The organism is Luteibacter sp. P1_D3 (assembly GCF_056406135.1).
Genome location: NZ_JBFUAT010000004.1, coordinates 137,340 through 153,757, shown reverse-complemented (window position 1 = coordinate 153,757; position 16,418 = coordinate 137,340). Strand labels below are relative to the sequence as shown.

Sequence of the window (16,418 nt, the reverse complement as noted above, 5' to 3'; positions counted from 1 at the left end):
CAGTGACCTGACAATTAATTAAGTGGTGAGTTAATATATGTCCACCACAGGATCGGCGTCAAATCCGCCTTCGTCGTGGTATCCATGCGCCACAGAGTCCAAGGTAGAAAAACGTGGTCGAACCAACCCTCAGCCGAGGCCGCCGCCCAGGCCGCCCGCCCGCACAGCCCGATGGCCCCGATCAACGGCAGCGTCTCGTCGGCATCGCCCTGGAGCTGTTCGCGCGGCAGGGCTACGCCGAGACCACCCTGGCCGCGATCGCCCGCGCCGCCGACATGACGCCCGCCGCCGTGCACTACTACTTCAAGACCCGCGACGAACTGTTCGATGTGCTCTTCGACGAGCGGATCGCGCCGATGCGCCGGCATATCGAAGGCATCTTCCTGGAAAACGCCAACGACCCCGTCGCCGCGTTCACCACGCTCGCTGAACGCTTCGTCGAACTGGCGGCGGAAAGCCCGTGGATCGGCCCGGTGTTCTTCGGCGAGATGCTCCGCGAGGACGATCTGTTCAAGCAGCACATCCACCGGCGCTTCAGCGAAAGCCGCCAGGTCACGGTCCTGGACACCATGAAGCGCTGGCAGGACGAGGGTCTGCTCGGCAAGGACCTGGACCCGGCGCTGATCATCGGTTCGGTGCTCAGCCTGACGGTGCTGCCGATGACCGCGTCACGCAAATGGCGCGACGATCCGCTGCGCAATCACATCGGCCCTGAGCAGATCGTCCGACACGCCCTCGCCCTGCTCCGCCACGGTGTCGGTCCGGCCAAGGCGTAGAATGTCGGGTTTACGCGCGGAGTGATCCCCTTGGCCTTTCCCTTCTCCCTGGTCATCTTCGACCTCGACGGCACGCTGGTGGACAGCGCGGCCGACATTGCCGAATCGGTCAATCGCACGCTGATCGACTGGAAACTGCCCACCTACGATGTCGGGCAAATCATCGAATGGATTGGCGAAGGCTCGCGCAAGCTCATCACCTATGCCTTTCGCCACGCCGGTAGCGAGGTCGACATCGACGAGGTGATGCCGGGTTTCCTGGTGCATTACGCGGAGACCGCGCTGGATGCGGTCGCTTACGACGGCGTGGTGGATACGCTCGCTGCGCTGCACGCGCAGGGCGTGAAGCTCGCCGTATGCACGAACAAGAACGAGGAGTTCGTCCGCCCCCTGCTCGAGGCGCGCGGGATGCTTCCGTACATCGATGGCATCGTCGGCGGCAATACGCTGCCCGAGCGTAAACCCAGTGGCGTACCCCTGCTGCACCTGGCGACCGAGGCGGGTGTCTCGCCGAGTGAAACACTCATGGTCGGCGATTCGGAGAGCGACGTGCTTGCCGCGCGTGACGCCGGACTGCCCTTCGTGATGGTCAGCTACGGCTATCGCAAGTCGCTCGACCTGCACGCGATCGGCGCACTCGCCGTGATCGACCGGATGCCCGACCTGCTCACTATCGATAACTCTCGATAGCCGCCTTGATCAGGGCGACATCGTCCTGAATGCCATAGTCCGGCGGCGCCGAATAACCGAAGCGTGTCACCACCAGGTGGGCCGACGGCACGATATAGATGCGCTGGCCCATCGTGCCGCTGGCGAAGAAACCGTCCTTGGGAAAGCCACCCTCGACGCGCCACTTTGCCGGCTGGCTGGGTCCGTCGTTGGTCCAGAAGCCGGCACCGTAAGGCGCACCGAGCGTTGACGTGCGCGACCAGTCCACCCATCCGCGCGGGAGCAGTCGTTCGCCGGTCGGGGCGACCCCGTCGTTGAGGTAGAGCAGGCCGAACTTCGCGTAGTCGCGCGCGCTGGCATAGACGTACGTGGAACCGACGAAGGTGCCCTTACCGTCGAACTCCATGGTGACATCGTGCATGCCCAGGCGGCGGAACAGTCGGTTTCGGGCGTAATCGCGGACGCCTGCGACACCGCCGCCGATCAGCTCGCCGATCTTCCGGTCGAGCAGCACGGTGTCCGCCGAGGTGTATTCGAAGGTCTTGCCGGGTGCCTCTTTCGCCGGTTGCGCGGCGGCGAAACCGGCCATGTCCGGGTGCAGGAACTCCATTTGCGCGACAGGACTGAAGGCCGACTCGGCCTCTTCAGCGGCCAGTCCGCTACGCATGCGCATCAGGTCCTCGACGGTGATCGTCGCGCGCGGATCGCCCGGCGCACGCCACTCGGGGGCGTCCAGCGGCTGCTCGACGCGCAGCTTGCCTTCGCTGACGAGCATGCCGAGCAGTGCATTGGTAAAGGACTTCGCCACGGAGAAACTGAGCAAGGGGGTACGCGCATCGAAACCGTCGGCGTAGCGCTCGGCAACGACCAGGCCATCCTTGACCACGACCACGGCCTTGACGTGCTTTACCGGCTCGCCGGGACGTTCGGCGAACACGCGATCGAGCGCCGCCGCCATCGCCGGTTTGCGCGCGATGACCGTTTCGTCCGGCGCGAAGTCATCGTCGAACGGTGTCGCCTTCGTCACCGTGGGCGGCTCGACCGGCAGGGGCACGTTGCCCGCCAGATCGAGACGGCAACCGTAGCCGGGAGTAAAGGACGCGCGGGCTAGTGAGCGCAGTGGGCTCGATACCTCGACGCTCTGTGTCTGTGGCGAGACATGCACGGTGAGCAGGCGACCGGCCACGCCGCCGATCATCGGCACAACCAGTTCGTCGTAGGTGCGCCCCGGATCCTGGTGGCCGATGAAGGTCATCGAGCAGACATGGTGCGCGGCTACGCCTGCTGCGACGCGAAGGGCCTGGTCCGGACGGAACATCGCCCAGGCGCTGGCGGCAGTTGCAACGACGATGCCGCCGACGATCCACGCTCGCTTGCCCACGGTCTTCTCCCGAGAGGTTCTGCGCAGTCTGCCTGCCGCCAGCGCGATACGGGGCACACACAGGGACGAAAACCCGCGATCCGGGGACGAGTCAGATCTCGAGTGCGAGACCCGGTGGCAACTGGTCGAGGTAGCGACGGGTCCAGGTGACCCGGGCACCATCGCGCAACAACAGGCGCTGCTCCCCTTCGGGCCAGGGCTTCAGCTCACGGATCGCATCGAGCCGGACGACGGTCGATCGATTGATCCGGACGAAGTGCGCAGGCGACAGACGCGCCTGCATGGCATCCAGCGTGCCGCGCAAGCGGCGCGGCGTGCCTTCCACGTAGACATCGATGTAATTGCGGTCCGACTCGATGCGGTCGATGCGATCGACATGCACCAACTCCGCGCTATCGCCGGTCGGAAGCAGCAGGCGTTCCACGTAGTGTGCCGGCGGCGGCAAGGCATCCAGCAGGCCGTCCATGCGAACGCCCAGGCTCGCGGAAGGCACCAGCAGCTTGCGAAGCCGCGCGGCGAGACGGTCGAAACGCTCGGGTCCCACGGGCTTGAGCAGATAGTCGAACGCATGCACGTCGAACGCCCGCACGGCGTGCGTGTCATGCGCCGTCACGAAGACGATCTCCGCCGGCAAGGGTTCGCCCAGGGCCTGCAACACGGCGAAGCCGTCCATGCCGGGCATGCTGATGTCGAGAAAGACCACGTCCGGGCGACATCGACGGATCAGGTCGATGGCCGCGATGCCATCGCTCGCCTCACCCACCCACTCCAGACCCTCTGCCGTCGCGAGGTAACGACGTAACTTGGCCCGTGCGGGCGCCTCGTCATCGACGACCACCGCACGCAGGCTCATGCCGCTGCCCAGCGCCGCGCGGGCAGCCATACGGTTACCACGGAGCCGCCTCCGACCGCCGCGTCGCGGCTCACGCCGGCATCGTCGCCGTAGAGATGACGCAGGCGAGCGTCGACATTGGCGAAGCCGATGCCATGGCCAGGACGCGACGTACCGCCGCCGAAGTCGCGAATGCGCAGGGTCAATCTCCCCGCTTCGCGCCTGGCGTCGACCGCCACACGCCTGCCATCGCCACCGCCGCCATGCTCGATGGCGTTCTCGACCAACGGTTGCAGGATCAGGAAGGGCACGTGGAGATCGTCGAGTGCCGCATCGCCCTCGACCTGCGCGTCCAGTCCGCTACCGAAACGCGCACGCTGGATGTCCAGGTACAGCGACAGCAGTTGCCACTCGTCGGCCAGCCGATGCTCCTGCGCGGTCGCCGAGAGCGTTGCACGCAACAGCGCGCCGATACGCGAGAGCATTTCATCGGCCACCTGCGGCCGCTCGTACATGAGCTCAGAGACGGCGTTGAGCGTGTTGAACAGAAAGTGTGGATTCAGCTGCAGGCGCAAGGCTTCCAGGCGTGCGTCGGACAGCGCCGACTCCAGTTGCGCGGCACGCAGTTCCCTGGCCTGCCCTTCGCGGTAGCGATCGACCAGCCACAGGCCAAGCGCGATCACCGCGTAGAAGAACAGCTGGGTCGGCATCTCCATGAGATAACGCCATCCGGTCGGCATCGCGGCGAAACGCGCGAAGCCGGCGAGCGGAAACACCAGCAATCGCAGCCCCAGCATCAGGCTGGTCTGCGCCAGGGACAGAGAGAGGAACAACCCGAGATGCGAGAACAGCCGTCCCGGTGCCGACGCCATGCGGGCGATACGGCGCAACACGAAGAACAACACGGGCAGAAAAACGCCGAAGCTCAACGAACCGGTGAGTTCGTCGATCAGCTTCGGCGCAAACAACGAAGGCACATGATTGGCGATATCGATGAGATACCGGTTCGTCGCCCTGAGTAAACCGATGGCCACCAGCAACGCGATCCACAGGATCGCGGCGTAGCCTTTCTTCCCTGTCTTCATGTCGAGGCCCCCCAGCCTGTCTTGCGTGCCGGCCCTTATACCAGAGCCGGCACGCCAGGCGGGATCAGGCGGCGCGCCGGGGCAGGACCCAGTCCGGACGGATGAAATGGCAGGTGTAGCCGTTCGGGTACTTCTCCAGGTAGTCCTGGTGCTCCGGCTCGGCCTCCCAGAACGGGCCTGCCGGCGCCAGTTCGGTCACCGCCCTGCCCGGCCACAGACCCGACGCATTGACGTCCGCGATCGTGTCTTCGGCGACGGCTTTCTGCTCGTCGTCGAGGTAGAAGATGGCCGAACGATAGCTTTCGCCCCGGTCGTTCCCTTGCCGATTCAGCGTAGTCGGATCATGGATCTGGAAGAAGAACTCCAGGATCTTCCGGTAGCTGATCCGGGCGGGATCGAACTCGATCTCGATCGCCTCGGCATGACTGCCGTGGTTGCGGTAGGTCGCATTGGGAACGTCACCGCCCGAATAGCCCACGCGCGTGGCAATGACGCCCGGCTGCTTGCGGATCAGGTCCTGCATGCCCCAGAAACAACCGCCGGCGAGAATGGCGCGCGAACTCATAGGACACCTCCGGTTTCGCTGTCGAACATGTGGATGTACTGGCCGTAGCCTTCCTTCTCGAGATCGGCCACCGGGATGAAACGCAGCGACGCCGAATTGATGCAGTAGCGCAGGCCGCCCTGATCGCGCGGACCATCCGGGAAGACATGACCCAGATGGCTGTCACCGTTGGCCGAACGCACTTCGGTGCGAATCATGCCGTGGGTGATGTCGCGCTTCTCCTCGACATGATCGGCCTCCAGCGGGCGCGTGAAGCTGGGCCAGCCACAGCCGCTGTCGAACTTGTCGAACGACGAGAACAAGGGCTCACCGGAAACGATATCGACGTAGATACCCGGCTCTTTGTTGTCGTTGAATGCATTGTGGAACGGACGCTCGGTACCGCTCTGCTGGGTCACCCGGAACTGTTCGGGCGTCAACTTGGCGAGGGCTTCAGGCGTCTTGCGGTAGTCGGACATGGGGACCTCCAGAGGGACGAAGATCGGGGGCTGCAGGCCAGTGGCGGGCCCGCTCCACCGCTCGTCCCATAATGCGGGCGAACACACCGGAAACAATAGTAAAGGCTTGCCCTGGCCCGCTGCCGCGGGAGCTACCCTGCCTTTGTAGGAGCCGATTCATCGGCGATCGGGTGCTCGCGGTAACCTGACCGAGAAACGCGCACCGCCGCCGGGGGCGTCGAGGACGACGATCTCGCCGCCGTGCCGCGCGACGATTTCCTGGACCAGGTGCAGCCCGAGCCCCGCGCCCACACTGCTTGGCCGCAGACGATAGAACGGCGTGAATACCCTGGCCCGCTCGGCCTCGGGAATGCCCGGGCCTTCGTCGCTGATCTCGAAAACACCCTCCTCCATCACCGCGACATGGATCAGGCCCTTGCCACCGGCATGGGCGATGGCGTTCTGGATCAGGTTGGTGACCGCACGGGACAGGGAAAGACGGTCGCCCATGACCACGACCGCGTGCTCGGGCGCGTCCATGGCCAGTTCATAGCCCGCGTCCAGCACCAGCGGCGCCACGTCCGCACTGACCTCGCGCACGAGGGTCACCAGGTCGAGTGGTTCGAACTCGGTGACCTGTTTGCCCAGTCGTTGCAGGTCGAGCAGCTGCTCGGCAATGTTGGCCAGGCGGGCCAGGTCGGTCAGCAGGCGGCTGCGGGCGTCCCCTGGCGGCAAGGTATCGAGTCGGGCTTCGAGGATCGCGATGGGCGCGCGCAACTCGTGCGCGGCATCGGTGAGGAAACGGTCGCGGGCATCGTAGCCTTCGCCCAGTCGTTCCAGCGCAAGGTTGAAGGCGCGCACCAGCGGCTGCAGCTCACGCGGCACCGCGCCATCTTCCAGCTGGGCGCCGCGCTCGTCGATGTTGATCCGCTGCGCCTGGTCCGCCACCTTGCCGACACCGGCCATCGAACGATGAATGAGCCACGGCACGGCGATCAGCGTGACCAGGACCAGCGGCAAACCGATACGCGTGCCGAGGTAGACCGAAATCTTGACGAAGACGCGTCCGAGGCCGACCAGCGGCGCACCACCGACGATGACATGGAGGCGACCGTAGGCGGTGTTCTCGACAACCACCCGCATGGCCAGCTCATAAGGTGCGCTCGTCGTATGCACCTCGGAGGACTGCAGCGTGGCGAGCGACGCCACCAGCGAGCGATAAGCCTCCGGGACGGCGCCATGACTGAGGCGATGACCTTGCTCGTCGGTGACCACGAACCACAGCTGCGGCGCGGCGTCGAGCTCCTTGCGTAGACAGTCTCCGGTGCGCAACCGCATGGTCCCCTCGTCGACGGTCACGGCACGTGCGATGCCGCGCGCCAGGTCTTCGTCGATATAGGCTGCCCGCGTGTCGAGAATGCTCCAGGTCAACGCAGCGATCGTCGCGACCAGGATCACGATCTGCAGCACGCTGAGCCGTACGCCCAGCTGGACGGTGAGCGACTTAGCGTGCCTGCCCATCGCGAACCTCCCGAAGCAGGTAACCGACACCGCGGATCACGTGGATTTCCACGCTCGCGCTCGCTTCGACGAGGGCGCGGCGCAGCTTGGACACGTGGGCATCCAGCGCATTGGACTGAATCGCATCGTCGAAGCCGTAAACGGCTTCCTGCAGGACCTCGCGCTGCACCGTTCGCCCGTGGCGGTACGCCAGCGTCTCGAGCAGCAGCAACTGCCGCCGCTGCAAGCGCAGGGGTTGGCCATCCACCAGGGCTTCGCGCGCGGTGAAGTCGAAGCAGAGATTGCCTACCGTCGCGAGCGGCAAGGCGATTTTCGCGGGACGACGCGAAATCGCCCGGATACGTGCGAGCAGCTCCTCGATCGCGAAGGGTTTGACCAGATAGTCGTCCGCACCGAGATCGAGGCCATCGATGCGATCGGCGAGCGAGCCCCGCGCCGTGAGCATGATCACCGGCAGGTCGGCATGCGTCGCCCGTGCCTTGATTAACAGCGTCGCGCCGTCACCGTCCGGCAGTTGCCGGTCGAGCAGAAGCAGATCGTGCACCTTGCATTGCAGGGCCTCGGTGGCGTGCGCGATATCCGGCGCGATATCCACCAGCATGCCGTGCCGGTGCAGGCCGGCCTGCAGCGCGGCGGCCATCTCCGGCTCGTCTTCCACCAGCAGTATGCGCATGTGCCCTCCCGAAGGGGCGCGATCCTAACACGCGCTAAACGCCTATCCGGCCACGCAATGTTGGGGCAATGTCCGCTCCCCACCATCCGCGGCCTATCGTCCCCACGAGTGTCCCCGCATGTCGGTATTCCGTTCGCGCTCCGCCTCCCTGCTCGCCCTGATCGCCGGAATCGGCCTGTCTGGCGCCGTTTCCGCCCAATCCGCAGACGAGCGCGCGCCCGGCTGGAGCCTCGGCGTCGGTGCCGCCTGGGCACCCAGTCCCTACCGCAACTACGACAACAAGGCCCTGCCCCTGCCCGTCGTCAGCTACGAAGGCAAATCCTTCTACTTCCGTGGCACCTCGGCCGGCTACAAGCTGCTCTCGACGCGCAGCGACGAGCTCTCGATCCTGGTGTCGCCCTTCGCCAACCGTTTCCGGCACCAGGACACTGACGATGCGCGGCTTCGCCAGTTGTCCAACCGCAACATCTCCGGCATGGCCGGCGTGGCCTGGCGGCACACCGCGGAATGGGGCGTCATCTCGACGAGCGCGCAGAAGGAATTCACCGGCCACGGCGGCGGTACCCTGCTCGATGCCGGCTACAGCTATCCGCTGCGCAAGGGCGTGGTCACCTTCATTCCGACGGTGGGCGTCGCGCGCAGCAACAGCGCGCTCAACGACTATTACTACGGGGTGAGCGGTCGCGAGGCCCTGCGTAGTGGCCTGTCCGCCTACCACGCCGACAGCGGCACGGCGCCCTACGTCAACCTCATGGCGATCTATCGCCTGTCGCCGTCGTGGGTCGCCTCCGGCGGCATGCGCTACACGATCCTGCCAGATGCCGTCACCGACAGCCCCATGGTCAGTGCCGACCATACCCGCAGCTTCTTCGTTTCCCTCAGCCACGTGTTCTGAGCGATGGGCAAACGGATCATGCGACGGATAGCGGACCTGGCCTACGGCATCGAGCCCGACCGCCAGGCGGTCTGGGACTGGCTCCTCCTCACGCCGATCAAGGAGCTGGGTGGGCGCACCGCGGTAGAGGTGGCGCTTGCCGGGGACGGCGAGCGGGTGATTTCACTGCTCGAGGCCGTGGCCGCCGGGGAACGTAACCGGTAGCGCGCAGCGACCCATGCATCATCGATGGCGCAGGGATGTAGGCATCCCTGGAGAGGCACGGCGCATACTAGGCGTCGACCTTATCCATGCATCGGTGGCGTTGTGACACGGACAAGCTCTCTACACGGGCTGGACTGGGCGGGTGTCCTCGACGAGGAAGGGCCGCGCTACCTGCAGGTGGTCCGCTTCCTGGAGCGCGCCATCACCGATGGGCGCCTGCGTCCCGGCGACCGTTTACCGCCTCAACGCCAACTGGCGACGGCGCTGGGCATGGACCTGACCACGGTGACCCGGGCCTACGCCGAAGCGCGCGAGCGCAAGCTGCTGCATGCGAAGGGTGCGATGGGAAGCTTCGTGTCCGCGCCCCGTTTCGACACCGCGCAGGTCGTCGATCTGGGCATGAACATCCCGCCGCCGCCGCAGGGCATCGACTTCACCGCCCTGCTCAAGCGCGGCGTGGACCAGGTAATGACCCACACCGACTCGCACCTCCTGATGAGTTACCACCCCGGCGGTGGCAGCGAAGCCGATCGCTCAGCAGGTGTGACATGGCTCACCCCGATGCTCGGACGGCTCGATGACGCGCGGGTGGTGACCTGCCCCGGTGCGCAGGCGGCCCTCGCCGCACTCGTCCTCGCCCTGAGCGATGCCGGCGACGCCATGCTGGTCGAACCGGTGTTGTACCCGGGCATGATCAGCGCCGCCGCGCATCTCGGCCGGCGCCTGGTGAGCGTCGACAGCGATGCCGAGGGCATGCTCCCCGATGCGCTTGCGAACGCAGCCATCGCGCATCGCGCGCGCGTCATCTATCTCAACCCGACCCTGCGCAACCCGACCGCGACGACCATGCCCTCGGGACGCCGCGAACAGATCGTCGCCATGGCGCGGAAGCACGACCTGCGCATCATCGAGGACGACCCCTATTGGCCGCTGTGCGACGCCGCAGCACCGCCTCTGGGGCGTCTGGCGCCGGAACGGACGTACTACATCGCCACCCTGTCCAAGGCGCTGACGCCGGGCCTGCGCACGGCGTACGTCGTGACACCGGATGCCGCCGCGCGTTCCACCTTCCTCAGCCGCCTGCGCGCCGTCACGCTGATGTCGACGCCGGTGATGACCTCACTGGCGACGCAATGGATCCACGACGCTACGGCGGCACGGCTCCTTGCCGGCGTGCGTGCGGAAGCCGCGGAACGGCAGACGATGGCGATGCGGATCCTGCGTCCCGGCGGCATAGGAACGGGTGTCGGCGTGGACGCGGGCGTGGAGGCTCCGCCGACCGAAGGCATTCATCTCTGGCTGCCCTTGCCGGGCCGCTGGACGGCGCGATCACTGACGATGACCGCGCGCCTGGAAGGCCTCGCGGTCACGCCATCGGATGCATTTTCTCCCGGCGCGCCGCGGGAGCAGGCCATCCGCATTTCACTGGGCGGCGTGAAGGATCGCATGCGCCTGAAGCAGGGCCTCGATCGGTTGATGCAGGTGATGGAGGCGGGGGATCCGAGCGTTGATGCCGTGGTGATCTAAGAGCATCGCCGATGAATCGGCTCCTACCGAGCTAGCTCAGGCAGCGATATCTTCCACCCAGGCATGCCCCGCCTGCTGCAGCAACTCGCGCGCCGACTCCGGACCCCAGGTGCCGGCTTCGTAGCTGTCCGGACCGTTCTCGTCCTGGCTCCAACCCTCGAGAATCGGGGTGACCCACTTCCACGCGGCTTCGGTCTCGTCCTTGCGCACGAACAGCGCCGGGCTGCCCTTCACCGCGTCCAGCATCAGGCCTTCATACGAATCGCGGTAACGGATGCGTTCCGGCTGACCGAGCTTGGACAGCGCGTCGACTTCGTCCAGGCCGAAGCTGTTGCCCGGGTGCTTGACGAACAGCGGCAGCGTCACGCTTTCATTCGGCTGCACGCGAATCACCAGGCGGCTGCCCGGACGCGCCTCGCCGAACAGGCCCGGCTCGCCGGCGCGGAACTGGACCACCACTTCGGTGACCTTCTCCGGCATGCGCTTGCCCGAGCGCAGGTAGAACGGCACGCCCTGCCAGCGCTCGTTGTCGATCTCGGCCTTGAGCGCCACGAAGGTCTCGGTGTTGCTCTCGGTCTCGCCCGGCAGCTCCTCGCGATATGCCGGAACGGTCTTGCCACCCGCCGTACCCTGCACGTACTGGCCGCGGGCGACGTTGGCGCGAAGGTTGTTGCGATCGAGCGGCTTGAGCGACGTCAGTACGCGCACCTTCTCGTCACGCAAGGCATCGGCGTCCAGCGAATCCGGACGCTCCATGGCGACCACCGTCAGCACCTGCAGCAGGTGGTTCTGGATCATGTCGCGCAGGGCGCCGGAGCCGTCGTAGTAGCCGCCAYGGCCTTCGAGGCCGACCGTTTCCGCCGCGGTGATCTGCACGTAGTCGATGGACTCACGGTCCCACATGCGCTCGAGCATCGGGTTGGCGAAACGCAGCGCGATGATGTTCTGCACCGCTTCCTTACCGAGGTAATGATCGATACGGAAGATGCTGTTCTCGGGGAAATAGCGGCCGACGTTCTCGTTGACCTTGCGCGCGGTATCCAGGTCGGTGCCGATCGGCTTCTCCAGCACGATGCGCGAGCTGTCGCTGCGCAGGCCTTTCTCGGAGACGTTGCGGGCGATCTCGCCGTACAGATCCGGCGCCGTCGCCAGGTAGAACACGCGGACGCGATCGGCGCTGGCGTTGGCTTCGAGCAGGGTCTTCAGGCCATCCCAGTTACCGGAGGATTCGGCGCCGTTGAGGCTCACATAGTGAACCAGGCGAAGGAACCGGTTTACCGTCGCGTCGATCAGTTCGTCGGCGCGAACATGCTCACCCAGGGCCTTGCGGGCGCGCTCGCGGTAGGTCTCGTCGTCCAGCGGCGAACGCGCCGTGCCGATGATGCGCGAGTCGGCGGTGATCTGGCCCTCGGCGAAACGGCGATACAGCGCGGGCAGCAGCTTGCGCATGGTCAGGTCGCCGGTGGCGCCGAAGATCACGTAATCGAAGGATTCGACGGGTTCGAGCTGGGTTGAAGCGGTCATGACGAAGGATTTCCGGGGAGGCTGGAGTTGGGGCGGCGCACTCGCCGTCACGGGACGGGTGAATGAATGCGGTGCGCTGGCGTCCTTTCAAGTGCCTCGATCTAAATGAATCTTGCGCGGGAGGCATAAGTGTTATGACCGGCCGCGTATGACAGGTGGCGACGGGGCGTCCCCATGGATGGTGGAAGTCATTCCATCCAACCACCAGGAACACCGAACCATGAGCAAGCTGAAAGAGAAAGTCGCGGTCGTCACGGGCGCTTCCAAGGGCATCGGCGCCGCCATCGCCAAGTCGCTCGCCGCCGAGGGCGCTGCCGTCGTCGTGAACTACGCCTCGAGCAAGGCCGGTGCCGACAAGGTCGTCGCCGAGATCCAGGCGGCCGGTGGCAAGGCCGTCGCCGTGGGTGGCGACGTCTCCAAGCAGAAGGACGCCGAAGGCATCGTCAATGCCGCCATCGAACACTTTGGCCGTCTGGACATCCTGGTGAACAACTCGGGCGTCTATGAGTTCGCCTCGATCGACACGACCACCGAAGAGCTGTTCCATCGCACGTTCAACATCAACGTGCTCGGCCTGATCCAGGTGACCCAGGCCGCGTCCAAGCATCTGGGCAAGGGTGGCAGCATCATCAACATCGGTTCGGCCGTGACCCGCATCACGCCCGCCGAGAGCGCCGTCTACACGGGCACCAAGGGCGCCGTCGACGCCATTACCGGCGTGCTCGCCCGCGAGCTTGGCCCGCGCGGCATCCGCGTCAACTCGGTGAACCCGGGCATGGTGCAGACCGAAGGCACCGAGACCGCCGGCTTCGTCGGTTCGGACTTCGAGACCTGGGCCGCCGGCCAGACCCCGCTCGGCCGCATCGGCCAGGTGGGCGACATCGCGCCGATCGTGACCTTCCTCGCGTCGGATGACGCCGGTTGGGTGACGGGCGAGTTGATCCTCGGTTCGGGTGGCATGCGTTAAGCGATTTCGTCAGGCGACAAAAGCATCGCCGACGAAGTCGGCTCCTACCGTGGCTCGAGCAATCCGGCCGCTCTTTTGTAGGAGCCGATTCATCGGCGATGCTTCCAGCCTCAGTCCAGCGAATCCAGCAGCCCATAAAGCTCCGGATGCAGGAACGGCGCCATCGCCAAAACCATGGCCTGCGCATACGCGCTCTCACGCGTGACGTGACCATTGGTGACCAGGCCGATCGCCCCACCCTGCTGCTTGATGTTGACCGTGCCGAACAGCCGGTCCATGACGTGACCGAGCTCTTCGCCATCGAGCAGGGACTCGTACACCGCCGGAGGCAGCGGCAACCACGCGCTGCAGCCCACCGATACATAGCCCTGGCTGGCGATCGCCACGTAGCCGAACGTGCCCGGGCCATCCTGCGTCACATCGACGCCGCCTTCCAGCGCAACGTAGAACTCCGCATCGCCGTGCTGTCGGCAGAAGTTCATCCGGTTGATCGCGCCTTCGCGCGTTTCAGCGGCAGTCATCGGCTGATCGGGCACGCCGGATGGCGCATGCATGCCCTCGCATTCCACCAGCCTGCCGGGAAACAACGGCGCCAATGCGTTACGCACGGCACCGATCTTGACGGGATTACGCGAGCCGACGAGTACGCGGATCGGCGCCGTGTCGTGAACGGCCATGGCGGGGAAACCTGTTGGGGACGCCTGCGATGTTAGCAGGCGCACCCCACGTTTCAGAGCCGAAAACCGCCGACTATCTCTTCCAGCCTATGCGTCTGCTCTTCCATCGCCCTGGCTGCCGCGGCAGCTTCTTCGACGAGGGCAGCATTCTGCTGGGTCATGTCTGCCCCGGCCTCACGCCTCAAACCTTACTCAACCCAACGCACCATCGACCATCGCCTGGGCCTCTTCGAGCACCTTCGCCAGGTGGTCCTTGCCGCGGAAGCTCTCACCGTAGACCTTGTAGATGTCCTCGGTGCCCGACGGGCGTGCCGCGAACCAGGCCTGCTCGGACATGACCTTGATGCCACCGATGGCCTGCCCGTTCGCCTGGTTCACGACGCTGACAATGGGATCGCCCGCCAGTGTCTTCGAGGTGACCTGTGACGGCGCCAGTTTGGCCAGGCGGCCCTTCTGCGCGTGCGTGGCCGGCGCATCGATGCGTGCGTTGGCCGGATCGCCCAGTTTGTCGGTGATTTCGCGATAGACCTGGCCCGGGTCGCGGCCGAGCTTCGCGGTCATCTCACCGGCCAGCAAGGCGGCGGCAATGCCATCCTTGTCGGTCGACCAGGCACCGGCGTTACGGGTCAGGAACGAAGCGCCCGCGCTCTCCTCGCAGCCAAAGCCAAGGCTGCCGTCGTAGAGGCCAGCGACGAAATACTTGAAGCCCACCGGCACTTCGAGCAACGGGCGGCCGAGATGCTTGGCGATGCGGTCGAGCAGCCCCGTGCTCACCGCGGTCTTGCCGACAGCGGCGTCATCGCGCCAGCCGGGACGATTCTGGAACAGGTACCAGGCCGCCGTGGCGAGGTAATGGTTCGCCGGCATCAGCCCCACGCTGGGTGCGACGACGCCGTGGCGGTCATGGTCGGTATCGCAGGCGAAGGCGACGTCGAACTTGTCCTTGAGCCCGATCAGCCGCTGCATGGCATAGGACGACGACGGATCCATGCGTACCCGACCGTCCCAGTCCAGCGACATGAAGGAGAACGTCGGGTCCACCACATCGCTGACCACGGTCAGGTTGAGCTTGTAGCGCTCACCGATAGCGGCCCAGTAATGCACGCCCGCGCCGCCCAGCGGATCGACGCCCATGCGAACGTCGCTGCCCCGGATCAGGTCGAGGTCGAGCACATCACCGAGGTCGTGCACGTAGCGCTGCAGGAAATCGTATTCCCGCGTCGTCGCGGCGCCCTGCGCCTGTGCGAACGTCATGCGCTTGACCTCGCGCAGGTCGCCTTCGATCAGCGCGTTCGCGCGCGCGGCGATCCAGGAGGTCGCATCGGTATCGGCGGGACCGCCGTGGGGTGGGTTGTACTTGATGCCGCCGCTTTCCGGCGGATTGTGCGACGGCGTGATCACGATGCCGTCGGCCTTGCCGCGCTCACGATCCTGGTTGAAAGCAAGGATGGCATGCGACACGGCGGGCGTCGGCGTGAACTCGCCCCCCTTCGACACCTGGGTCTCGACGCCGTTGGCGGCAAGCACTTCCAGCGTGCTCTCGAAGGCGGGACCGGAAAGCGCATGGGTATCGATACCGACGAACAGGGGGCCGTCGATGCCGGCCTGGGCACGGTATTCGCAGATCGCCTGGACCACGGCCCAGACATGCCACTCGTTGAACGAGCGATCGAAGGACGAACCGCGATGGCCCGAGGTGCCGAACACGACACGCTGCTCGGGAACCGAGGGATCGGGTCGCAGATCGCGGTAAGCAGCCAGGAGCGCAGCGATGTCGACCGGCTGGATTTCTGTCGCAGGCTTGCCCGCGAGCGGACTGATCTTGGCACTCACCGATGCTATCTCCTTGGGCGGTGCGCGCGCGGCACCTCGACCCGGCATTGTAGGCCCCGCGGCCCGCCCGCGTTGTCAAACGGGCGTGCAGATTTTCAGATTTGTTCCATGGTCCCTGCCCCGTCACGCCGCTATGGTGATGGCGGTCCCTCGCCTGCACGTTCTACAGCCGCAAGCGGTCGATGTACTCGAAGATTTCCGCGTCGGTCTCGAGCCCGAGCTTGCGCATCGCGTTGGTCTTCTGCTGGCTGATGGTCGAAAGGCCTCGCCCGGTTTCCCGGGCGATGTCCGTCACGCTGTTGCCCCCGGCGAACAGGCGAAGGATCGTCAACTCGCGTGGCGACAGGTCCGCCAGGGTTCCCGACTTCCCTATCGGCGCGCCCTGCGGCGCACCGAGCAAGGTCCGCACCGATGATCCGAGGTAGACATGGTTCGACACGATCTCCATCAGCGCCTCCGGAATCTCCCGCGCATCGCCGGATTTACCGATCAGGCCGCGCACGCCCGTCGCGAGGATCTCGCGGTAAAGCGCGGGGTTCGCCAGCGTGGTAATCACCATGACCGGCATCTCCGGAAAGCGCGTGCGCACCTCGGCAAGCAAGGCCAGGCCGTCGCGGCCCGGTGCGGGCATGCTGAAGTCGGTAATCAATGCATCGCACGGTGTCTCGGCGAGCAGCGCGAGCAATTCATCGGGCGACTGGGCTTCACCGACGATGGTCGCCAGACCGTCTTTCGCCAACGCCAGACTGAGACCTTTGAGCACGACGGGGTGATCGTCGGCCAGGATAACGCGGTACACCATGAGTGATCCTTTCCCGATGTGCGGTCCATACCGCGACACGTCCTTCCGGA

At 65.7% G+C, this 16,418-nt stretch carries 17 protein-coding genes; 6 read left to right on the top strand and 11 right to left on the bottom strand.

All coding sequences use genetic code 11. From position 1 onward, the window contains the following. The first annotated feature begins 113 nt into the window (after nucleotides 1–113). Nucleotides 114–776, top strand: a complete 663-nt coding sequence (locus AC1DYM_RS04930; RefSeq protein WP_477336511.1) for a TetR/AcrR family transcriptional regulator — start codon at nucleotides 114–116, stop codon at nucleotides 774–776. Between the two features lie 21 nt (nucleotides 777–797). Continuing rightward, nucleotides 798–1,466 (top strand): phosphoglycolate phosphatase, encoded by a 669-nt coding sequence (gene gph / locus AC1DYM_RS04925; protein ID WP_477336509.1) that lies wholly within the window; start codon nucleotides 798–800, stop codon nucleotides 1,464–1,466. Here gph and AC1DYM_RS04920 read toward each other — a convergent pair. From AC1DYM_RS04920 to AC1DYM_RS04890, 7 genes are all read right to left on the bottom strand, one after another. Continuing rightward, complete coding sequence (locus AC1DYM_RS04920; RefSeq protein WP_477336507.1) at nucleotides 1,447–2,826, bottom strand: serine hydrolase domain-containing protein; 1,380 nt, start codon at nucleotides 2,824–2,826, stop codon at nucleotides 1,447–1,449. The genes gph and AC1DYM_RS04920 overlap by 20 nt on opposite strands. 91 nt (nucleotides 2,827–2,917) lie before the next feature. Further along, nucleotides 2,918–3,709 carry a LytR/AlgR family response regulator transcription factor gene (locus AC1DYM_RS04915; RefSeq protein WP_477336505.1) on the bottom strand — a complete coding sequence of 264 codons (792 nt, stop codon included), beginning with the start codon at nucleotides 3,707–3,709 and terminating at the stop codon, nucleotides 2,918–2,920. After that, nucleotides 3,676–4,743: a sensor histidine kinase gene (locus AC1DYM_RS04910; RefSeq protein ID WP_477336503.1), complete on the bottom strand. Its 1,068-nt coding sequence runs from the start codon at nucleotides 4,741–4,743 to the stop codon at nucleotides 3,676–3,678. The genes AC1DYM_RS04915 and AC1DYM_RS04910 overlap by 34 nt, the downstream gene beginning before the upstream one ends. Nucleotides 4,744–4,807: 64 nt before the next feature. Continuing rightward, nucleotides 4,808–5,308: a peptide-methionine (S)-S-oxide reductase MsrA gene (gene msrA / locus AC1DYM_RS04905; RefSeq protein ID WP_477336501.1), complete on the bottom strand. Its 501-nt coding sequence runs from the start codon at nucleotides 5,306–5,308 to the stop codon at nucleotides 4,808–4,810. Then, a complete protein-coding gene (gene msrB, locus AC1DYM_RS04900) occupies nucleotides 5,305–5,766 on the bottom strand; it encodes a peptide-methionine (R)-S-oxide reductase MsrB (protein ID WP_477336499.1) in 462 nt (153 codons plus the stop codon). The genes msrA and msrB overlap by 4 nt, the downstream gene beginning before the upstream one ends. A gap of 156 nt (nucleotides 5,767–5,922) precedes the next feature. Further along, entirely contained in the window at nucleotides 5,923–7,266 is a 1,344-nt protein-coding gene (locus AC1DYM_RS04895) for a sensor histidine kinase (RefSeq protein ID WP_477336497.1), read from the bottom strand. Further along, nucleotides 7,250–7,939, bottom strand: coding sequence for a response regulator (locus AC1DYM_RS04890; RefSeq protein ID WP_046969082.1), 690 nt, complete (start codon nucleotides 7,937–7,939; stop codon nucleotides 7,250–7,252). Before AC1DYM_RS04890 ends, AC1DYM_RS04895 begins: the two co-directional genes overlap by 17 nt. A gap of 118 nt (nucleotides 7,940–8,057) precedes the next feature. On the opposite strand from AC1DYM_RS04890, the gene AC1DYM_RS04885 reads away from it, so the two are divergent. The 3 genes from AC1DYM_RS04885 to AC1DYM_RS04875 all read left to right on the top strand — a co-directional run bounded on the left by AC1DYM_RS04885 (nucleotide 8,058) and on the right by AC1DYM_RS04875 (nucleotide 10,565). Continuing rightward, complete coding sequence (locus tag AC1DYM_RS04885; protein WP_477336494.1) at nucleotides 8,058–8,834, top strand: MipA/OmpV family protein; 777 nt, start codon at nucleotides 8,058–8,060, stop codon at nucleotides 8,832–8,834. A 3-nt stretch (nucleotides 8,835–8,837) separates the two neighbouring features. Beyond that, nucleotides 8,838–9,038 carry a hypothetical protein gene (locus tag AC1DYM_RS04880; protein WP_477336492.1) on the top strand — a complete coding sequence of 67 codons (201 nt, stop codon included), beginning with the start codon at nucleotides 8,838–8,840 and terminating at the stop codon, nucleotides 9,036–9,038. Nucleotides 9,039–9,140: 102 nt separating this feature from the next. After that, nucleotides 9,141–10,565 carry an aminotransferase-like domain-containing protein gene (locus tag AC1DYM_RS04875; RefSeq protein WP_477336490.1) on the top strand — a complete coding sequence of 475 codons (1,425 nt, stop codon included), beginning with the start codon at nucleotides 9,141–9,143 and terminating at the stop codon, nucleotides 10,563–10,565. Between the two features lie 36 nt (nucleotides 10,566–10,601). On the opposite strand, the gene zwf is transcribed toward AC1DYM_RS04875, so the two are convergent. Next, a complete protein-coding gene (zwf, locus tag AC1DYM_RS04870; RefSeq protein WP_477336488.1) occupies nucleotides 10,602–12,089 on the bottom strand; it encodes a glucose-6-phosphate dehydrogenase in 1,488 nt (495 codons plus the stop codon). A gap of 220 nt (nucleotides 12,090–12,309) precedes the next feature. Here zwf and AC1DYM_RS04865 point away from each other — a divergent pair, with 220 nt between their 5' ends. After that, nucleotides 12,310–13,056 (top strand): glucose 1-dehydrogenase, encoded by a 747-nt coding sequence (locus tag AC1DYM_RS04865; protein ID WP_477336486.1) that lies wholly within the window; start codon nucleotides 12,310–12,312, stop codon nucleotides 13,054–13,056. Nucleotides 13,057–13,166: 110 nt separating this feature from the next. Here the strand turns inward: AC1DYM_RS04865 and yjjX are convergent, their stop codons facing one another. The 3 genes from yjjX to AC1DYM_RS04850 form a co-directional block, all read right to left on the bottom strand. Continuing rightward, nucleotides 13,167–13,733 carry an inosine/xanthosine triphosphatase gene (gene yjjX / locus AC1DYM_RS04860; RefSeq protein ID WP_477336484.1) on the bottom strand — a complete coding sequence of 189 codons (567 nt, stop codon included), beginning with the start codon at nucleotides 13,731–13,733 and terminating at the stop codon, nucleotides 13,167–13,169. 192 nt (nucleotides 13,734–13,925) lie between these two features. After that, nucleotides 13,926–15,566 (bottom strand): phosphoglucomutase (alpha-D-glucose-1,6-bisphosphate-dependent), encoded by a 1,641-nt coding sequence (gene pgm / locus AC1DYM_RS04855; protein ID WP_477336482.1) that lies wholly within the window; start codon nucleotides 15,564–15,566, stop codon nucleotides 13,926–13,928. A 163-nt stretch (nucleotides 15,567–15,729) separates the two neighbouring features. Beyond that, on the bottom strand, nucleotides 15,730–16,368 hold the full coding sequence (locus tag AC1DYM_RS04850) for a response regulator (protein ID WP_477336480.1): 639 nt from the start codon (nucleotides 16,366–16,368) through the stop codon (nucleotides 15,730–15,732). Nucleotides 16,369–16,418: the final 50 nt, after the last annotated feature.